This is a genomic window from Ectopseudomonas chengduensis (assembly GCF_900102635.1).
In the GTDB taxonomy this organism is placed as follows: Bacteria; Pseudomonadota; Gammaproteobacteria; order Pseudomonadales; family Pseudomonadaceae; genus Aquipseudomonas; species Aquipseudomonas chengduensis.
On the sequence record NZ_FMZQ01000015.1, the window covers coordinates 147708 to 167007 of the forward strand.

A 19300-nucleotide genomic window follows, 5' to 3' on the forward strand; every position below is an offset into this window, starting at 1 on the left:
CCTCGTGATTGATCAGAAGCTGTAACGCAGGGTCAGTTGCAGTTCGTCTTCCTTCTGCGCCATGCCGATGGGGCCGGCGCGGAAGCGGCCCAGCGGCTCGTAGCCGCTCAGACCGGCGGTGGCGCCCTCCGGCAGGCCATAGCTGGTGAAGGGGTCCCAGGGGTTGCAGCTGCGGCAGTCGTCGAACTCGCGAGCGCCGCGACCGACCTTGAGGTTGGCGCCGGCGACGATCTTCAAGTTGTCGCTGAACAGGTATTCCACGCTCGGCGCGATGGCCGTGGCCTGGGCCTTGAAGTCATGCGCGACGATTATTTGCGGGCTGAGGCGGTCGTTCATCCACCAGCCTTTCACCAGCAGGGTGCCGATCCAGTTCTGCTCCCAGTCCGGCATGCCGGCCTTGCCCAGTGGGCGATCCTCAAGCTGGTGCTCGTGGATGTGCTGGCCGAACAGCTGGCCGGAGAAGAGGAAGGCGCGGCCCGGGTTGAGGAAGGGGATGAAGATGTTCTTGTCCGCACCGATCACGTAACGGGTGACGTCGGACTCAGAGAACAGCCGTGATTGCAGGGTGTTGGCAAACTCCTCGCCCTCGGTGTGCGCGACTTCGAAGCGGAACACCGTGTCGATCGCTTGCGAGTAGTAGTCCATCGAACCGCCGATCAGGTTGACCCGCGGGAAATGGATATCGAAGGCGATCAGGCCCGGCCATACCGCGGTTTCACCGGTGAAGGCGTTCTGCGCCGGGATGCCGCCACGCAGCGAGGGCAGTTGCGAGCGGTAGGTCAGGGCGTTCAGCGAGAAGCCGAAATCGCCATAGACGCCTTCCAGCTTGATGCCGAACTGGCTGTTGGACAGGCTCCAGGACGGCATGTGCGCCTTGCGGATACCGATCTGGCCGGGGCCGAAGTCGGTGGCGATGTTGCCGCCGGCGAAGTTGGCCACGGTGCCGCCGTTTTCCCACAGGTTGTTCATGCCGCGGAAGAAGCAGCCAGCGTCGAGGATCGAGTTGGGCTGGCCGCACTGCCCGAGGTTGTGCGGACGGAACTTGTCGAAGTTCCACACGAACGACAGGTTGAGGTCGTCGAACACCTCGCCGGCGCCCATGCGCCAGTCGGCCTTGGCGATCCACATGGGAATGCGGATGTCTTCCAGCTCGTCATAGATGTTGTTACGCGAGTAGTCGACCGGGTTGATCACGTCGAGCACGCGGAACAGGTCGGTGCGGCCCCAGATCACCTGCTGCTTGCCCAGGCGCCAGCTCAGGATATCGCCGTTGGGCAGATCGTTGTCGAAGTCGACGTAGAGCTCGCGGATGAAGTCCAGGCGTTCGTTGAACTCGGGGAAACGCAGGTCGTTGCTGCTGTAGTCCAGATAGTCGTCGATGCAGCCGCGGCTGTCCTTGTCGCAGGGCCGTACCGGCACGCCGAAGGCCACGCCACCACGGGTTTTGTGCAGGTTTTCGCCGAGCACGATCATCCCCTCGTTGGGGTTGCGCGCGTCGTTGAAGCCGAAGAAGGTGCCTGGCGGACGGATGCCACCGCCGTGCGGCACGGTCGAGCCCGCGCCGGCGATGTTGTTCTCCAGGTTGACCGCGCCGCCGGCGCCACTGCCGTACTCGCTGCTGTTGAGGTCGTAGACCCCGTCGTAGGTAGCGCGGAATGTGCCGTGGAAGGCCACGTTGTTGAAGTTCAGCTGGCCCAGGGTGCCGAATTTCTTGTCCGCGTTGACCTGCACGGTGTTGCGGAATTTCGACAATCCGGCGCTATCGCGAACGAAGGTGGCATTCTCGTAGAAACCGGTGAACTGCATTTCTTCCTCGGCCATGACCGAAGTCAGTGGCGTCAGAGCAAGGCTTGAGCCGCCCAGCAGGGCCAGACTCCAGTGTCGCAGGCCCATTTTTGTTGTTGTCGGCATGACAGGTCCTCGTGCGGTTTAAGTGTGGGAAGACATCCGGTTCAGGCCGGATGGCGTTCCTCTTGCGGCAGCCCGCCGGTCGCCACGCAGGGCGCGACCGGCAGGGGTTCGGCTGAGGCGGGCACGACAGCGTCGGCGTGCAGAATGCCGTCTGCGTCGGCATAGGCCCCGGTGATGAACTTCGGCTTGAACACCAGCACCCAGGCGGGTACCAGCAACATGGCGGCGATGGCGTTGATGACGATCATCACGCACAGCAGCAGGGCGGCATCGGACTGGAAACGCAGGTCCGAGAGGATCACCCACATGATGATCCCGGCCATCAGGGTCAGTGCGGTGAAGCTGATGGCCATGCCGGTGGTGGCGATGGCCTGGCGCACCGCGTCGGTGAGACGGCCAAACTTGACCATTTCCTCGCGGATGCGATCCATCATGTAGATTGAGTAGTCGATGCCCACGCCAATGCCGACGGCGATCACCGGCACCGTGTTGATGTCGATACCCATGCCGGCCAGGCCCATATAGGCGTAGGTCAGCGCGGTGGCGAAGGCCATCGCCAGGAGCATCATCAAGCCGGCATGCCAGGAGGTGTAGAACAGCATGACGAAGGCGAAGATCAGCAGGAACACCAGCGGCAGCACCACCAGGTTGGTCTCGAATGCCGACTCGTTCATCGCCGCGGCCACGCCGAGGGTACCGCCAGCCAGGCGGATGCTCAGCCCCGGCACTGCATCGCCGTGCAGCTCGATCCACTGCTTGGCCATGTGGATGGCGCGGCGGATGGTCTCGCCCTGACGATCCTTGTAATAGAACACCAGGTTGGCGACGCGGTCGTCGGTGTCGGTGAACTCGTTGAGCGCCCCGGGGATCGGGCTGGAGGCCATGTAGGTGAACATCAGCCCGCCGACGTAATTGGCGTCGTGGGGAATCTGCAGCCAGCGCGGATCGTCGTTGTGCATCAGCCGGTTGACCTGGGTGATCAGGTCCGGCAAGCCCTTGCTGCCGCCGACCGAGGGGTCGCTGAGCATGTGGTTTTGCAGCGATTGCAGGGCGCGCAGCACCTCGGGTTTCTTGATTCCGCCTTTCTCGGCATGCTCGGCGACGATGTACAGCTCTTCCGAGCCGGGGAAGCGCTGGTTGATCTCCTTGGACGAGACGTTGTAGTCGTGTTCCGGGTAGAGGATCGGCGAACCGGGCTCGGAGTCGCCGATGCGCACCTGGGAGGAGGCCCACAGGCTGGCGAGGATGGCCAGTGCGGCCAGGCCCAGCGCCTTGCGCGCGGCGCTCGGGTTGGCCACCGTCCGCGCACAGATCGCGCCGATGTGGCGCAGCGCGGTCTCGCGCATCTCCGGGTTCTTCGGCTTGGGCAGGATCGACAGCAGCAGCGGCACGCCGATCAGCACGCTGAAGATCACCGTGGTCGCCCACAGCGAGGCATAGATGCCCAGCTTGGTGTTCAGGGCGATTGAGCCGATGGCGATCAGCAGCAGGCCGATGGCGTCCGAGACAATGCCCAGGGTGCCGGGGCGGAACAGGCTGTCGAAGGTGGCGCGCGCGGCCAGCGGGCCGTCGCCGAGCAGTTTGACCTCGGCGTAATAACGCTCGACCAGCTGCACGCCGTGGCTCATGGCCCGGGCGGCGATCAGGAAGGGAATCACCAGGCCCAGCGGGTCGAGGTTGTAGCCCAGCAGGCTGATGATGCCGAGGCCCCAGATGGTCGATATCATTACCCCGCCGAGTGGGATCAGCACGCCATAGGCCTTGCGGAAATGCATTACCAGCAGCGCCAGCATGATCAGCACGGTGCAGATGAAGATCTGCAAAATCTGGCTCATGTAGGTGTAGGCCCAGCCCACCAGCACCGGCTGGCCGGTGGCGTAGAGGGTCACCCCGTCGATCTTCTCGGCTTCGCGCAGCGCCTGGATCTGCGCGAAGGTTTTGGCGTAGTCGAGCTGGCCTTCGATCAGTTGCGCCTTGACCAGCGCCACTTGCAGGTCCGGCGACACCAATGGGCCATAGACCCGCGGGTTGGCCACCACGTCGGCTTTCATCGCGTCCAACTGCGCGGCGGAGAGCTGGCCAAACTCGGGTTGGTAGTAAGGCTCGGAGTTGATGCTGCCGACCTCGGTCAGCCAGACCTTGCGCGAGTTGCGGTGGGTCAGGCTGCTGACCAGGTTGTGGTTGACTCCGGGTAGGCTGTCCACCGCCTGGGTGACCCGATCGATCAAGGCCAGGCGCTCGTTGCTGAACAGGTCGCCTTTGTCGAAGGCCACGCCGATGACCAGCACGTTGGCGCCGCCGAAGCTGTCCTTGATGCTGTTGTGCAGCTGGATGTACGGGTGTTCCTGCGGCAGCAGATCGGAGAAGTCGGTGTAGACCTTCAGCCCGGGAATGCGCAGGGCGAAGAACAGGGTCAGCACCGCGATGATCGCCAGCACGGTGCGCGGGTGGTCGAACAGCCAGACCTTGGCCTGAGCCAACTTATGGCTAAACGGATGCAGTATCGGCATGGTGACGGGTCTCAGTCGGTCGTGGTGGCAACGGCGGGCGTAGCGCTGGGCGCGGTGTCGAGGGTCAGCAGCAGGCCGCGGCCGCCGGCAACGATCAGGCGTTGCGCGCTATCCGCGGTGATGGCGCGCAAGTAGACCGGCGCATCGGGCGTCGGCAGCGTTTGCCACTGTTCACCGGCCAGTTGCAGCACGCTGCTGTGGTCGCCGACGGCGAACAGGCCGTTGTCGCTCGCTAGAAAGCCGAAGATCGGCGCGCTGCTCGGCGTGCTCTGGCGTTGCCAGCTCTGCCCAGCATCCGTGGTGTGGTAGATGAAGCCGTTGAGGCCACCGACCCAGCCCTCCTCGAGGCTGCGGAAGTAGCTGGCGTGCGGGTAGAACTCATCCGGCAGGGTGCCGGCCAGCTGCCAATTGGCGCCGCCGTCCTGGCTGGCGAAGAGCATGCCGAACTCAGCCACGGCCACCGCATGGTCGCGGTCGATGAACTGCAGGTTGGTCAGCATGGCGTCTTCGTCGAGGCTGGTTTCCTGCCAGTTGGCCCCCAAGTCAGTGCTGCCGAGCAACGTGCTTAGGCCGCCGGCGACCCACCAGGCTCCGCTTGGCGAACAGGCCGCCGTTAGCATCTGCTCTTGGGTCGGCAACTGGATCTCGCGCCAGCTCTTGCCCTGATCGTGGCTATGCCACAGATAGTTGTCGAAACTGAGCGCGATGAAGCTGCCGTCGGCGCAGGCATCCAGATCAATCAGGCTGCGACCATTTGCGATGATCTGACGCGACCAGTTCTTGCCCTGATCGAGACTGCTCAACAGCACGCCATTGTTACCGGCCAGCAGAGTGACGCCTGGTGTACTGGCCATGGCCTGGTAAAAATCGGTGCGCTGAACGGCCTTGGAGCTGCTGGCCTCTACGCCGGAGAGATTTAGCTGCGCTTCGCAGCCAACCAAGAAAGCAGGTAGGAGTATTGCGCTAAGCAAACAGGGTGCACGGCGGTAGGCACTCAACGGCCAACGGCCATCGAGAGAGTTTCGCGTTTTCATCACGTCTCACCACTTGTGATTGTTGTTGTCTTGAAGCGGTTGATGACGCTAGAGCAACGCCTGTGCCAGCAGTTAACCTGCGGCTTTAATCACGATATAAATCGTTGATATATATTGATTTTTATTGCCTCACCGATACTCCACCGAAGGGCTCGCACCTCAGCTCGTAGACGGTAGAGTTGAGCAAATAATCAAACCGATGAAAGGGTTGTCCATTTGGTGAAGTACAGACGCAAGGATCCGCCAGCGAATGGATTTTGAAGGGCGCCAGGTCAGCCATGGCATGCGCTCAAAGGCCAGCACTGCTTCCGACGGACACGGCTGGGATCCTGAACAGCCATTCGATTCAAAAAACCTCAGCCCTACATAACCGCAATGACATCACCACCAAGCAAAGCACGGCCGACACCACCGAAGTTGGGATCGAGCGGCGCCAGATAGCGGTCGTTCTTGTGCCGGTAGCGGCCACCGGCGTTGGCCTGCCACATTTCCACCAGGGTGTGCGGGATCGGCTTGCCGTACTGATCCATCACCCGCCCGGAAACGATGATGCGCTCGCCGATGGGCAGGCCACCGTTGTTGAAGTTGAGCAGCAGGTCGTTGTCGTGCTCACCACGCTTGAGGTGCGAGAAGTCCGGGCCGGTGGTTTCGGAAATCGACTGCGGGATGCTTACCAACGCCTGACGCGGCGAGCGGGCGATGGAGGTCTTGTAATCGGGCGTCAGGGCTTTGGGGTGCCAGTTGCGGTCACGAATGACGAAACGGCGATTGTCCTCGGCAGGCATGGTGCGCTCCTGTTGTGAGTATTGTGGAGTCGACCTGGGATCAGGCTGAAACACAGTTTCCGACAAAGCAGACGCGGGGAATATTGAAAAGACGCCGCCTATCCATAACCAAATGGTTATTAAAAAAGCCCTTCGCGGTAGGCTTCGGCCACCTCACGCAGCGCCGCGCAGAATTGCTCGGCGGCCAGCGGCAGGGCCAGCGCGCTGTTGCGGCAGATACCCACCGAGCCACCCGGTTCCTGCACACCCAACTGCAGCTCGACCAGCTCGCCACGCTGTACGTCCAGGCACACCGCGTCCTGCGGCGCCACCCACAGCGCATCGCCGGACAGCACGTAGCGCCGACTCAGCGCCGGCGACAGGGTTTCCAGGCGCTGCCGCGAGGGCGTCACCCCGCACTGCACGAACAGGCTGTCGGCATGCTTGCGGATGGTGGTACCTGCCGTCGGCAGCACCAGCGGGTAATCGCCAAGCTGTCCCAGCGCGGCGGCGCCGGCGGCCAGTAGCGGGTGACCGGGGCGCACCACCAGGCTCATCGACTCGCTGTACAGGTGCTCGAAGGTCAGGCCCTGGATGTCCGGGCTGTCGGTCATGCGCCCGACCACCAGGTCCAGCTCGCCAACGCGCAACTGACCAAGCAGGTAGGCGCCCGGCCCGGTAGCAACACTGACCACCAGCGCCGAGTGGCGCTGATGCAGGCGCCGCACCACCTCGGGAATCAGCAGGCTCTCGACGGTAGAGAGCACGCCCACGCGCACCTGCCCAGCCTCGTGCTCGCCTTCGCGCAGGCTGTTCACACCATCCCGCAACGCCTGCACGCAGGGGCCGGCGTAACGCATGAAGGCCACCCCGGCAGCGGTCAGACTCACCCCGTTCCTGCCCCGCTCGAACAGGCTGGCCTCGAGGATCTCCTCCAGCTCCTTGAGCGTCTTGGAGATCGCCGGCTGGCTGACCGCAAGGGCATCGGCTGCCTTGGCGAAGCTGCGCTGGCGAGCGATTTCGAGAAAGCACAGCAGGTGGCGGAATTTGATACGGGTGTCGATGTTCATCGCGGGTACCGAATACAGGTGCTGCGATGATGCCGCAAAGCATAGGCCTGGCACAGACGACAATTGGCAGGTTCGTCACTTTAGTCGCACTTGGCTGACCGAAGGGTCAGCTCTATGCTGCACCTTTTTTGTGCGAGCCTGCCCGATGTCTCTGTTCGATCTACTGCTGCTGGCCCTCGCCGGTTTCGCCGCTGGGGGCATGAACGCCCTGGCTGGCGGCGGCACCTTCTTTTCCTTCCCGGCCCTGCTCGCCGCCGGCCTGCCACCGGTGACGGCCAATGCCACCAACGCAGTGGCCCTGTGGCCGGCCAGCCTGGCCGGTGCCTGGGCAGCGCGCGCCTCATTGCGGCCGCTGGGTCGTTATCTGCTTCCACTGCTGCTGGCCGGTCTGGCCGGCGGCCTGCTCGGCGGTCTGTTGCTGCTGGCCGGAGGCGACGATGTGTTCCGCGTGCTGATCCCCTGGCTGTTGCTGGCCGCCACTGCACTGTTCGCCGCCAGCCCATGGCTGGGACGCTGGCTGGCCGAGCGGCGCAAGAACAAGGCATCCGCACATCCGCCGCATACGCCACTGTCGCTGGGCGCGCATATCGGCGTTTCGATCTACGGCGGTTACTTCGGCGCCGGCATGGGTATTCTGCAGCTCGCCGCGTTCTCCATCGAAGGCCACCCGCTGGCCCGCGCCAACGCCCTGAAGAACCTGATTTCGGCAGTCATCTACAGCATCGCCACACTGACCTTCGTCATCGCCGGCCGGGTCAGCTGGTACGAGCTGGCCATCCTGCTTACCGGCGCCACCATCGGCGGTTATGTCGGCGGCGCACTGGGCGAGAAACTAGCGCCTGCGTTGCTGCGCTGCTTCGTCATCCTGGTCGGCAGCACGATGACCCTGTACTACTTCTGGAGCACCTACTTCTCCGCGTAAAAACCAGCCCTGCGAAAAATAGACCGGACAGTGTCCGAGCACGCCTGATGCCACTCAGTCAGGCGTCAACGTATCGAATGTGTAGGAGCAGCGCCCCGCCGCGAATCAAGGCGCCGCGCATTTGAAAAGCTTCGCCCCGAGTCGGGGCTCCTACGAACGATCGCGTTGAATCGACATTCCCCAGGCGCGCGGCTCTGCGCCTCCAAAACCCGCTGATTTGCCCGAGAAGCGCGCCTCTGCTAGTGTCGCGCCCGATTCTACGCTTCCCGAGACCAGCCACCATGGCCCGCAAGAAAGCCGCCCCCGACTTCGAACACTCCCTCGCCGAACTGCAGACGCTGGTCGAGCGCCTGGAGAGCGGCGAGCTGTCGCTGGAAGACTCGCTGACTGCTTTCGAGCAGGGCATCGGCCTGACCCGTGAATGTCAGGCCGCCCTGGCCCAGGCCGAGCAGAAGGTGCAGATTCTGCTCGAGCGCGACGGTGAGTTGCAGCCCGCCCCCTTCGACACGGACGAGCCCGCATGATTGCGGCGTATCAGAAGCGCTGCCAGAGTCGCGTCGACACTGCACTGGAAGCGCTGTTTCAAGCTCCACGCACAGAGCTCGAACGCCTCTACCAGGCCATGCGCTACAGCGTGATGAACGGCGGCAAGCGCGTGCGCCCGCTGCTGGTCTACGCCGCTTGCGAGGCTCTCGAAGGTGATCTCGAACGTGCCGATGGCGCTGCCTGTGCGGTGGAGCTGATCCATGCCTACTCGCTGGTGCACGACGATCTGCCGGCGATGGACGATGACGACCTGCGTCGCGGTCAGCCGACCACCCACAAGGCCTTCGACGAAGCCAGTGCCATCCTTGCTGGCGATGGTCTGCAAAGCCTGGCCTTCGAAGTGCTCGCCGACCACCGGCGCAATCCGCAGGATGCCGAGACGCGCCTGCAGATGATCGAGTTGCTGAGCCAGGCTGCAGGCCCGGCCGGCATGGTCGGCGGTCAAGCCATCGACCTTGGCTCGGTCGGCCTGCAACTCGACCAGCAGGCGCTGGAAGTGATGCACCGGCACAAGACCGGCGCGCTGATCGAAGCCAGCGTGGCGCTCGGCGCCCTGGCCAGTGGCAACACCGACGAACTGGCGCACAAGGCCCTGTTGCAATACGCCCGCGCCATCGGCCTGGCCTTCCAGGTGCAGGACGACATCCTCGACGTGGAGAGCGATACCGCCACCCTGGGCAAGACCCAGGGCAAGGACGAAGCCCACGACAAGCCCACCTACCCCGCCCTGCTTGGCCTCGACGCGGCCAAGGACTACGCACTGGAGCTGCGCGACCAGGCCCTGCACGTGCTGCGCCCGTTCGGCAACAGCGCCGAACCGCTGCGCGAGCTGGCGCGCTACATAGTCGAACGACGCAGCTAGGCCGCTGTTGTGGGGGCGGCTTCAGCCGCGATAGCCGCCCCGCTCCATCATTGTCATCTATGACCGCATGATCGCCGCATAAGGCTTGCTTTACCCACGCGACCAGCCTCCTAAGATGGCTCCATAACGACAAGACGTCCGGAGCCGCCATGCCCTTCCCCGCCCTGCTGATCGCCAACCGCGGCGAGATCGCCATTCGTATCGCCCAGGCCTGCGCCGACCTCGGTATCCGCAGCGTCGCTGTGTACGCCGAGGACGACAGCGCCTGCCTGCACACGCGCAAGGCAGATCAGGCCGTGGCGCTGGCGGGACGCGGCCCGGCGGCCTATCTGGATATGGATCAGCTCATTGGCATCGCCCGTGAACAGGGCTGTGCAGCCATCCACCCCGGCTACGGTTTTCTCGCCGAGAACGCCGAGTTCGCCCGCCGTTGCCAGGCTGCCCGGCTGACCTTCGTCGGCCCGACGCCGGAAACCCTGCAGCTGTTCGGCGACAAGGCCGCCGCCCGTGATCTCGCCGAGCGCTGCGACGTACCACTGGTGCCCGGTATCAACCAGGCGGTGACGCCAGAGCAGGCCAAGGCCTTTCTCGCCGAACACGGCAGCGTGATGCTCAAGGCCCTGGCCGGCGGTGGCGGGCGCGGTATGCGTGCAGTGGACGAGCCGGCGCAACTGGCCGAGGCCTTTGCCCGTTGCGCCTCCGAGGCCCAGGGCGCCTTTGGCAGTGGCGCGTTGTACGTGGAAAAGCGCGTGCGCCGCGCCCGGCATATCGAAGTGCAGGTACTCGGCGACGGCAGTGGCGCAGTCAGCCACCTGTGGGAGCGCGACTGCAGCCTGCAGCGCCGCCATCAGAAGCTGGTGGAGATCGCGCCCAGCCCCGATCTGGATGTGGTTACCCGTGACGCGATCATCGCCAGCGCCCTGCGCCTGGCCGCCGAGGTGCAGTATCGCGGCATCGGCACCTTCGAGTTCCTCCTCGACCTCGACCAACCAGGACGCTTCTACTTCATGGAGGCCAATCCGCGCGTGCAGGTGGAGCACACCGTCACCGAGCAGGTCACCGGTGTCGACCTGCTGCACACGCAACTGCACCTGGCCGCCGGCAGCAGCCTGGCCGAACTGAAGCTGCTCACACCGCCCGCGACCAACGGTTATGCCGTGCAGGTGCGCCTGAATCTGGAAACCCTGCTCGCCGACGGTACGACGCGCCCGGCCAGCGGCGTGCTCAGCGCTTACCAGCCGCCCAGCGGCCCCGGCCTGCGTGTGGATGGCTGCGGCTATGCCGGCTACACCGTCAGCCCGGCCTACGATTCGCTGATCGCCAAGCTGATCGCCAGCGCCGGTGACTACCCCGGTGCCCTGCGCCGTGCCTATCGGGGGCTGTGCGAGTTCCGCCTCGACGGCGTGGCGAGCAACCTGCACCTGCTGCAGAACCTGCTGCACTGCGAGGCGGTGATCGCCAATCAGGTCGACACCACCTACGTCGAACGCCAACTGGACGCCCTGCTGGCAGCCCGCGCACAGGCCCACCCGCACCGCTACTTCGCCACTGACGCCTCGCTGCATAGCGCCAAGGCCACTGTCGATGCACCGCCCGGCACCTTGGCCCTGAGCGCCCCCAACGCTGGCGTGCTGGTCAGCCTGGAGGTAGCCGAGGGCGATGCCGTAGCCACTGGCCAGCGCATCGCCGTGCTGGAAGCAATGAAAATGGAGTTCGAGGTCAAGGCCGAGCACAGCGGCATCGTCCGTGCGTTGGCCGTGGCCCCCGGTGACGCCATCGGTGAGGGCCAGGCGCTGGCATTCCTGGAGCCAGCCGAGGTGGATGGCCTCGACGCCCACGGCGAGCAGGCAGTCGACCTGGCGCATATCCGCGCCGATCTGGCCGAGGTACTGGAACGCCACGCGCGCCTGACCGATGCGGGTCGCCCCGAGGCCGTGGCGAAAAGGCGCAAGACCGGCCAGCGCACCGTGCGGGAAAACCTGGCGGACTTGCTCGATGCAGACAGCTTTATCGAATACGGCGCCATGGCCCTGGCCGCCCAGCGCCGTCGGCGTTCGCCCGAGGAGCTGCTGGAGCTGAGCCCGGCCGACGGCCTGGTCGCCGGAATCGGCACGGTGAACGCCGCGAGTTTCGGCGCCGAGGCCGCGCGCTGCATGGCCATCGCCTACGACTACACGGTGTTCGCCGGTACTCAGGGCGTGATGAACCACAAGAAGACCGACCGCATGCTGGCCCTGGCCGAGCAATGGCGCCTGCCGGTGGTGCTGTTCGCCGAAGGCGGCGGCGGCCGCCCGGGCGATACCGACTTCGTCGGCGTAGCCGGGCTGGACTGTCATACCTTCGTGGCCATGGCCAAACTCTCCGGTCTGGTGCCGACCGTGGGCGTGGTCTCCGGCCGCTGCTTCGCCGGCAACGCCGCGCTGCTTGGTTGCTGCGACGTGATCATCGCAACGAGGAACGCGACCATCGGCATGGCCGGCCCGGCGATGATCGAAGGTGGCGGCCTCGGCAGTTTCACCCCCGAGCAGGTCGGCCCGACCAGCGTGCAAGGCCCCAACGGGGTGATCGACGTGCTGGTGGAGGACGAAACCGCAGCGGTTGCCGTGGCCAAGCAATACCTGGGCTATTTCCAAGGCTCGTTACCCGGCTGGCAATGCAGCGATAGCCGCGAGTTGCGCCAGGTGATCCCGGAAAACCGCCTGCGCGTGTACGACATCCGCAAGGTGATCGAGCTGCTCGCCGATCACGGTAGCGTGCTGGAACTGCGCCGCCAGTTCGCACCCGGCCTGATCACCGCGCTGATTCGCATCGAGGGCAAGCCGTTCGGGCTGATCGCCAACAACCCCGTGCACCTGGGTGGCGCCATCGATGCCGTGGCCGGCGACAAGGCCGCGCGCTTCCTGCAACTGTGCGAGGCGCATGACCTGCCCATCGTCTCGCTGTGCGACACCCCCGGATTCATGGTCGGCCCGGACGCGGAGAAACAAGCCACGGTGCGCCACGTCTCGCGCCTGTTCGTCACCGCCGCCAGCCTCACGGTGCCCTTCTTCACCCTGGTGCTGCGCAAGGGCTACGGCCTCGGCGCCCAGGCCATGGCCGCGGGCAGCTTCCACTCGCCGCTGTTCACCGCTGCCTGGCCCAGTGGCGAGTTCGGCGCCATGGGCCTCGAAGGCGCGGTGCGCCTGGGCTTTGCCAAGGAGCTGGCGGCCCAGCCGGACGAGGCCGCGCGCCAGGCGCTGTTCGACAAGCTGGTGGCCAAGGCCTACGACAACGGCAAGGCGCTGAACATGGCCAGCTATCTGGAGATCGACGCCGTGATCGACCCAGCCGACAGCCGCGCCTGGCTGCTGCGCGGCCTCAATGCGGCGCCGCGCCCGCCCCGGCGCGATGGCAAGAAACGTCCCTTCGTCGACACCTGGTAAGGAATTGGCTATGTCCGCGTTAGCTGTTGCCAAGCAGTTCCGGGAAGGTTCGGAGCCTTGTAGGGTGGGCTTTAGCCCACGCTGACCGTCGGTGGTGGGCTGAAGCGGAGCGCCGCCCGGCCCACCCTACGGCCCTTTACCCCCCCAACACTTAACTCAGACATAGCCAAGGAATTATCCATGCACATCGACCATCGCCTGCTCGCCGTCAACGGCATCGAACTCAGCCTGTACAGCGCCGGCCCCGAGTACGGCAAGCCGGTGTGGCTGCTGCATGGCTTTCCCGAATGCTGGTACGCCTGGCATCCGCAGATCGAGACGCTGGCCGCCGCCGGCTACCGCGTGTTCGCCCCGGAGATGCGCGGCTACGGCGCCAGCAGCGCGCCGGCCGACCCGGCGGCCTATGAGCTGCTCACCCTGTGCGGCGATATCCAGGCGGCGATGGACAAGCTCGGCCAGCGCGAGGTGGCGGTGGTCGGCCACGACTGGGGCGCACCAGTGGCCTGGCACCTGGCGCTACTGGAGCCGCAGCGAGTCAAGGCGCTCGGCGCGTTGTCAGTGCCCTTCGGCGGCAGGCCGAAACGCCCGGCCATCGAGATGATGCGCGAAGCCTACGCCGGGCGCTTCCACTACATCCTCTATTTCCAGCAACCGGGGCTGGCCGAGGCCGAGCTGGACGAAGACATTGGCCGCAGCCTGCGCCTGCTGCTCGGCGGCCTCGGCGATGCCCTGCTGGCGACGGACAAGCCGGCCGATGCGCGGCTGTTCGACGGCATGCCGGATGACCTGCCACTGCCGGCCTGGTGCAGCGAGGCGATGTTCACCCACTACCTGCGCACCTTCGAGCGCCATGGCTTTCGCGGCGCGCTGAACTGGTACCGCAACTTCGAGCGCAACTGGCAACGCACCGAGGCCCTGGCCGAGCTTCAGGTGGAGCAGCCAACGCTATTCCTGCTCGGCGAGCATGATCCGGTGGGCCGCTTCGAGGCGCCGACGCTGAAACGCATGGGCGACAAGGTGCCGCACCTGGAACGCCATGACCTGCCCGGCGCCGGCCATTGGCTGCAGGCCGAATGCGGCGAGCGGGTCAACGCCCTGCTGCTGGATTTTCTCGCACGAAACTACCGGTAACGCCGATGTGGTCAGCGGATTGGGCTGTTTTCCTGGCATCAGGTAAACTGCCGCATCTTTTACACCTATAACGATTCGCCTGATGCCGACCACTTTCCACGAGATCCCCCGCGAGCGCCCGTTGACGCCGCTGCTCGACAGCGCCAACACGCCCGACGAACTGCGCCGCCTGGCCGAAGCGGACCTGGAAACCCTCGCCGACGAACTGCGCCAGTACCTGCTCTACAGCGTTGGCCAGAGCGGCGGGCACTTCGGTGCCGGGCTCGGCGTGATCGAGCTGACCATCGCCCTGCACTACGTCTTCGACACCCCCGATGACCGCCTGGTGTGGGACGTCGGCCATCAGGCCTACCCGCACAAGATCCTCACCGGCCGGCGCGAGCGCATGGGCACGCTGCGCCAGAAAGACGGCCTGGCCGCCTTCCCGCGGCGCAGCGAGAGCGAGTACGACACCTTCGGCGTCGGCCACTCCAGCACCAGCATCAGCGCGGCCCTTGGCATGGCCATCGCCGCCCGCCTGAAGGGCGAGAAGCGCAAGAGCGTGGCAGTGATCGGTGACGGCGCACTGACCGCCGGCATGGCCTTCGAAGCGCTCAACCACGCCACCGACGTCGGCGCCAACATGCTGGTGATCCTCAACGACAACGACATGTCGATCTCCAAGAATGTCGGCGGCCTGTCCAACTACCTGGCCAAGATCATCTCCAGCCGCACCTACGCCAGCATGCGCGAGGGCAGCAAGAAGATCCTCTCGCGCCTGCCCGGCGCCTGGGAAATCGCGCGCAAGGTCGAGGAACACGCCAAGGGCATGCTGGTACCCGGCACCCTGTTCGAGGAACTGGGCTGGAACTACGTCGGCCCCATCGACGGCCACGACCTGCCCACCCTGCTCGCCACCCTGCGCAATATGCGCGACCTCGACGGCCCGCAGTTCCTGCATGTGGTGACCAAGAAGGGCAAGGGCTTCGCCCCGGCCGAGGCCGATCCCATCGGCTATCACGCCATCACCAAGCTGGAACCGGTGACTCCGGTCGCCGCGCCGCTCTCTAGCCCGAAGCGGCCAAGCGGCCCGAAATACTCCAACGTGTTCGGTCAGTGGCTGTGCGACATGGCCGCAGCTGACAACCGCCTGGTTGGCATCACCCCGGCGATGAAGGAAGGCTCGGATCTGGTGGATTTCAGCGAGCGCTTCCCCGAGCGCTACTTCGACGTCGCCATTGCCGAGCAGCACGCCGTGACCCTGGCCGCCGGCATGGCCTGCGAAGGCGCCAAGCCGGTGGTGGCGATCTACTCCACCTTCCTTCAGCGCGCCTATGACCAGTTGATCCACGACGTCGCCGTGCAGCACCTCGACGTGCTGTTCGCCATCGACCGCGCCGGCCTGGTCGGCGAAGACGGCCCGACCCACGCCGGCAGCTTCGATCTGTCCTACCTGCGCTGCATCCCCGGCATGCTGGTGATGACCCCAAGCGACGAGAACGAGCTGCGCCGCATGCTCACCACCGGCCACCTGTTCGACGGCCCGGCAGCGGTGCGCTACCCGCGCGGCACCGGCCCCAATGCACCGCTCGACGCTGGCCTGCAGCCGCTGGAGATCGGCAAGGCGGTAGTACGCCGCCAGGGCAAGGGCGTCGCCCTGCTGGCTTTCGGCGTGCAACTGGCCGAAGCCTTGCGCGTGGGTGAAACACTGGATGCCACCGTGGTCGACATGCGCTTCGTCAAGCCGCTGGACGAAGCCCTGCTGCGCGAACTGGCAAGCAGCCACGCGCTGCTGGTGAGCATCGAAGAAAACAGCATCATGGGCGGCGCCGGCAGCGCGGTCAGCGAATTTTTCGCCGCCGAGAACATCCAGGTACCAATGCTCCATCTGGGCTTGCCCGACTACTACGTCGAGCACGCCAAACCGAGCCAGATGCTCGCCGAATGTGGCCTCGACGAAGCCGGTATCGAACGCGCAGTACGCCAACGCCTGAGCCAGCTACAGCCCTGATCTGACGCCCTGCCCGGCCCAATTATTGCAAAATTTTTGGGCTACGCTCTCAGCATTGAGCAGCGGACAGGGGCGCATCATGTCGTTACGCAGTCATCAGATGAACTTCACCGGACAGGAACGACGCTGGCTGCCCTGGTTCGGCAAAACCGGCAAACTGGCCATGCGCTGGTCATGCCTGCTCAATGCCGGACAGGTGGCGCGAGTCGAGAAAACCTTCGCCGGCTTGGCGCAAACCCGTGTCGATCTGCTGGTCAGCTGGACGCGCCAGCACTGGCAAGAGCTCGAGCTGATCGCCAGTGGCCTGCAGCAGGCCTGGCCCGTCACGGCCAACAGCGAGCTGCAGAGAGCGCACAGCCACATGCCGGAAGTCTCCGAGCTGTTCGTGGTGGACGTCAGTGGCCTCGTTATCGCCTCCACTCATGCACCCCGCGCAGGTCAGCGCCACGATGCAAAGGCCCTCGCCGCCGGCCTGGCCGCGCCCTTCCTGCACGGTCCTTATATCGACCCGGTGACCCGGCAACTGGGTGCGACCACCTCCAAGTTCCATGACGCCGTTACCCTGATGTTCCATCAACCGCTACGCCATGCCGGCAAGGTAGTCGGTTGCCTGTGCGCACGCATTCCCAACGACGTGCTGAGCGACCTGATCCAGCGCGAGGCCGGACACGTCTACCGCGACTCGGGTGACAACTACCTGTTCATGGTGCAAAGCCGTCATGACCCGCAGATCGCCCCGGGCACCGCCCTGTCCCGCTCACGTTTCGAAGACGACACCTTCAGCGGCGGCGACAACCTGAAACAGGGCGTAAAAACCGCTTTCGGCACCGTTCGAGTGCAGAACCACACCGAGTTCGAGCTGCGCTTCACCGATCCTGCAACGGGCGAGCTGCACCCGGGGGTGCGCGAAACCATCCGCAACGGCAGGAACCTTTTCGCCCTTTACCCAGGCTACCCGGATTACCGGCACATCCCGGTGATCGGCGCCGGACTGACGCTGCAGATGCCCGGCTCGCCCGATACCTGGGGGCTGATGTGCGAGGGCGACCTGGAGGAGGTTTACCGTCAGCGTAGCCTCAGCTACACACTTTCCAGCCACCTGCTCCTTGGTCTACTGGCCTTGGGGTTGCTGCAGTGGCAACTGCAGCAACTGATACCGGCGTTCGCGGTACAGGCCGGCATGATCGCCACAGCGGCCATGATGTTCGGTTACTGGGGCTTGAGCCTGCGTCCGCGCGTGCGCAGGCTCCAGGCGCTCTCGGACTTCTTCCTGGAAACCGCCGAATGCGGCGCACCACTGAGCAACCGCCTGGCTCCCGAACTGTTCGGCAGTGACGAGGCCGGCGCGCTGGCCGGCTGGGTAAACAGCTTCGTCGACAAGATGGACCACACCATGCAGGGCATCCTCACTGCCGGTGCGGCCCTGCAACAGACCTCCACAGGGCTTACGCGCACCGCCATCAACGCCAGTCAATGTGCCACCCAGGGACAGAACGCGGCGACCTCCACTGCCCGCGCGATGGTCGAGGTCAACCACAGCATCGGCCAGGCCACCGCGCACATCCTCGACAGCGAACGCGCCTCGCAACAGGCCCTGGCCATGACACGCCAGGGCAGCGCTGCGGTTAATCAGAATGCCGAGGAAGTCAGCCAGCTGGCCGAGTGCATCGAACAGTCCAGCCAATCCCTGCAGACACTGAATCGACAGACCGAAGAGATTCAGCACATCAGCGAGGCGATCCACGCCATCGCCGAGCAAACCAACCTGCTGGCCCTGAACGCTGCGATCGAAGCCGCCCGTGCCGGCGACAGCGGCCGCGGCTTCGCGGTGGTGGCAGATGAAGTACGCAACCTGGCGCAGCGCACGGCGCAAGCGACCGAAGAGATCACCACCACCCTGGCCAGCGTGCGCCAGCAGACCCTGGACAGCATGAGCAGCATGCACAGTTGCCAGGAAGCGGCGCAGCGCAGCGTGACGCGTTCCGATGAAGCCACCGCAGCCCTAGCGCGCATCCAGCACGAAGTGGAAGCGATGCAGAGCCGCCTTGGCCAACTGAGTCAGGGCATGCAATCCCAACTGGCGCAGGTGCATGCAGTCAATGATCAGGCCCAGGCCATTACTGGCGCCGCCGAACGCAGTAGCCAGAGTGCAGATGAAACCCTGCAAGCTGCACAAGTCCTGGCGCAACTGGTGCTCGATCTGCACAAGACGGCGAACCGCCTCAGCCATCAGGAGCCTCCGCCTGATCAGCGCACGACGATCCAGCACGGCTGGCAAGCGCCGCCCAGGATGAAGACCGATCAGAGCATGAGCGCCACTCATCGCTGAATGAGCGGGGCTTGCTTGTCATTCATACTCGCGCGCACTAAGGTGCGCGCCATTCATGTTCCGCCAGGGTGCGCTGCGCAAGCGGTGTTAACAACTCGTTGAAAAACGTAGGCGAGGCTGCCAGTGCAAGGCAAAAACAGGCGAGGAAGCAGAGTTTACGAGCTGTAAATGAGCATTCCGAGCCTGTTTTTAACGCAGCAATGGCAACGCAGGTAGTTTTTCAACAGCTTGTTAAACGGGAAGTCGGTGCGCTTGTGTTGAGCAAACCCGACGCTGCCCCCGCAACGGTAATCGACGGCAAGCGCTGAGCTTGCGCCACGTCCAACAGCCACTGGGCCAAGCCTGGGAAGGTGGACGCGGGTCGAGAGCCCGGAGACCGGCCAAGGCGGTGCGACTGGTGTTGCGGAGGGCGACACGGTCAAGCGCCGCCTGCCCTCCTCGAACATCTGCCGACCTTTGAGGAAAGAAAATGAAACTGTCACGCCTGGCCCTGGCCATCGCCCTGGCACCAAGTCTTGTTCTGGCCGAAACACCGTCTCGCGACGACGCCCTGAAACTCGACGACACGTTGATAACCGCCAACCGCGACGTCCAGAAGCGAAGCGAAAGCAGCTCGGCAGTCAGCGTCTTTACCCGCGCTGATATCGAGCGCCTGCGCCCAGCCAGCGTCAATGAATTGCTCGCCCGGGTTCCCGGGGTTCAGGTGGTGCAGAAGTAACTGCTCCATAAACCCCACCTACTGCTGATGTGGCGGGTCTGTCAGGATGCGCTCGCTGGCGAGCAACTCCACGGCAGCAGCGCTTCGTAAT

The 19300-nt window shown here is 64.9% G+C and carries 12 protein-coding genes, 1 pseudogene and 1 riboswitch; of the genes and pseudogenes, 8 read left to right on the plus strand and 5 right to left on the minus strand.

What is annotated here, in order from left to right; genetic code table 11:
- Positions 1 to 12: 12 nt before the first annotated feature.
- The 5 genes and pseudogenes from BLS08_RS21410 to pcaQ form a co-directional block, all read right to left on the minus strand.
- Positions 13 to 1911 carry a DUF1302 family protein gene (locus tag BLS08_RS21410; protein ID WP_090337488.1) on the minus strand — a complete coding sequence of 633 codons (1899 nt, stop codon included), beginning with the start codon at positions 1909 to 1911 and terminating at the stop codon, positions 13 to 15.
- Positions 1912 to 1952: 41 nt separating this feature from the next.
- Positions 1953 to 4421 carry an efflux RND transporter permease subunit gene (locus tag BLS08_RS21415; protein ID WP_090337490.1) on the minus strand — a complete coding sequence of 823 codons (2469 nt, stop codon included), beginning with the start codon at positions 4419 to 4421 and terminating at the stop codon, positions 1953 to 1955.
- 11 nt (positions 4422 to 4432) lie between these two features.
- Entirely contained in the window at positions 4433 to 5275 is an 843-nt protein-coding gene (locus tag BLS08_RS21420; RefSeq protein ID WP_208600922.1) for a WD40/YVTN/BNR-like repeat-containing protein, read from the minus strand.
- A gap of 572 nt (positions 5276 to 5847) precedes the next feature.
- A pseudogene (locus BLS08_RS21425) lies at positions 5848 to 6240 on the minus strand (dioxygenase family protein); the annotation flags it as partial.
- A 119-nt stretch (positions 6241 to 6359) separates the two neighbouring features.
- Positions 6360 to 7289 carry a pca operon transcription factor PcaQ gene (pcaQ, locus tag BLS08_RS21430; protein WP_090337494.1) on the minus strand — a complete coding sequence of 310 codons (930 nt, stop codon included), beginning with the start codon at positions 7287 to 7289 and terminating at the stop codon, positions 6360 to 6362.
- Between the two features lie 145 nt (positions 7290 to 7434).
- Here pcaQ and BLS08_RS21435 point away from each other — a divergent pair, with 145 nt between their 5' ends.
- The 8 genes from BLS08_RS21435 (at position 7435) to BLS08_RS21475 (ending at position 19209) form a co-directional block, all read left to right on the plus strand.
- Positions 7435 to 8211, plus strand: coding sequence for a sulfite exporter TauE/SafE family protein (locus BLS08_RS21435; protein WP_003463174.1), 777 nt, complete (start codon positions 7435 to 7437; stop codon positions 8209 to 8211).
- 281 nt (positions 8212 to 8492) lie between these two features.
- A complete protein-coding gene (locus tag BLS08_RS21445; protein WP_003463176.1) occupies positions 8493 to 8735 on the plus strand; it encodes an exodeoxyribonuclease VII small subunit in 243 nt (80 codons plus the stop codon).
- Positions 8732 to 9619, plus strand: coding sequence for a polyprenyl synthetase family protein (locus BLS08_RS21450; protein WP_090337497.1), 888 nt, complete (start codon positions 8732 to 8734; stop codon positions 9617 to 9619). The genes BLS08_RS21445 and BLS08_RS21450 overlap by 4 nt, the downstream gene beginning before the upstream one ends.
- Positions 9620 to 9768: 149 nt before the next feature.
- Positions 9769 to 13041 (plus strand): carboxyl transferase domain-containing protein, encoded by a 3273-nt coding sequence (locus BLS08_RS21455; protein WP_090337499.1) that lies wholly within the window; start codon positions 9769 to 9771, stop codon positions 13039 to 13041.
- A 180-nt stretch (positions 13042 to 13221) separates the two neighbouring features.
- Entirely contained in the window at positions 13222 to 14172 is a 951-nt protein-coding gene (locus tag BLS08_RS21460) for an alpha/beta fold hydrolase (protein WP_090337501.1), read from the plus strand.
- A gap of 82 nt (positions 14173 to 14254) precedes the next feature.
- Positions 14255 to 16162, plus strand: a complete 1908-nt coding sequence (gene dxs, locus BLS08_RS21465; RefSeq protein WP_090337503.1) for a 1-deoxy-D-xylulose-5-phosphate synthase — start codon at positions 14255 to 14257, stop codon at positions 16160 to 16162.
- A gap of 79 nt (positions 16163 to 16241) precedes the next feature.
- Positions 16242 to 18491, plus strand: coding sequence for a methyl-accepting chemotaxis protein (locus BLS08_RS21470; protein ID WP_244155386.1), 2250 nt, complete (start codon positions 16242 to 16244; stop codon positions 18489 to 18491).
- Positions 18492 to 18675: 184 nt separating this feature from the next.
- Positions 18676 to 18890: riboswitch (cobalamin riboswitch) on the plus strand.
- A gap of 70 nt (positions 18891 to 18960) precedes the next feature.
- Entirely contained in the window at positions 18961 to 19209 is a 249-nt protein-coding gene (locus BLS08_RS21475) for a TonB-dependent receptor plug domain-containing protein (RefSeq protein ID WP_090337507.1), read from the plus strand.
- Positions 19210 to 19300: the final 91 nt, after the last annotated feature.

Coding starts and splice junctions, on each gene's coding strand:
- BLS08_RS21410 (WP_090337488.1), bottom strand. CDS start 1,911: ATGCCGACAACAACAAAAATGGGCCTGCGACACTGGAGTCTGGCCCTG.
- BLS08_RS21415 (WP_090337490.1), bottom strand. CDS start 4,421: ATGCCGATACTGCATCCGTTTAGCCATAAGTTGGCTCAGGCCAAGGTC.
- BLS08_RS21420 (WP_208600922.1), bottom strand. CDS start 5,275: ATGGCCAGTACACCAGGCGTCACTCTGCTGGCCGGTAACAATGGCGTG.
- pcaQ (WP_090337494.1), bottom strand. CDS start 7,289: ATGAACATCGACACCCGTATCAAATTCCGCCACCTGCTGTGCTTTCTC.
- BLS08_RS21435 (WP_003463174.1), top strand. CDS start 7,435: ATGTCTCTGTTCGATCTACTGCTGCTGGCCCTCGCCGGTTTCGCCGCT.
- BLS08_RS21445 (WP_003463176.1), top strand. CDS start 8,493: ATGGCCCGCAAGAAAGCCGCCCCCGACTTCGAACACTCCCTCGCCGAA.
- BLS08_RS21450 (WP_090337497.1), top strand. CDS start 8,732: ATGATTGCGGCGTATCAGAAGCGCTGCCAGAGTCGCGTCGACACTGCA.
- BLS08_RS21455 (WP_090337499.1), top strand. CDS start 9,769: ATGCCCTTCCCCGCCCTGCTGATCGCCAACCGCGGCGAGATCGCCATT.
- BLS08_RS21460 (WP_090337501.1), top strand. CDS start 13,222: ATGCACATCGACCATCGCCTGCTCGCCGTCAACGGCATCGAACTCAGC.
- dxs (WP_090337503.1), top strand. CDS start 14,255: ATGCCGACCACTTTCCACGAGATCCCCCGCGAGCGCCCGTTGACGCCG.
- BLS08_RS21470 (WP_244155386.1), top strand. CDS start 16,242: ATGTCGTTACGCAGTCATCAGATGAACTTCACCGGACAGGAACGACGC.
- BLS08_RS21475 (WP_090337507.1), top strand. CDS start 18,961: ATGAAACTGTCACGCCTGGCCCTGGCCATCGCCCTGGCACCAAGTCTT.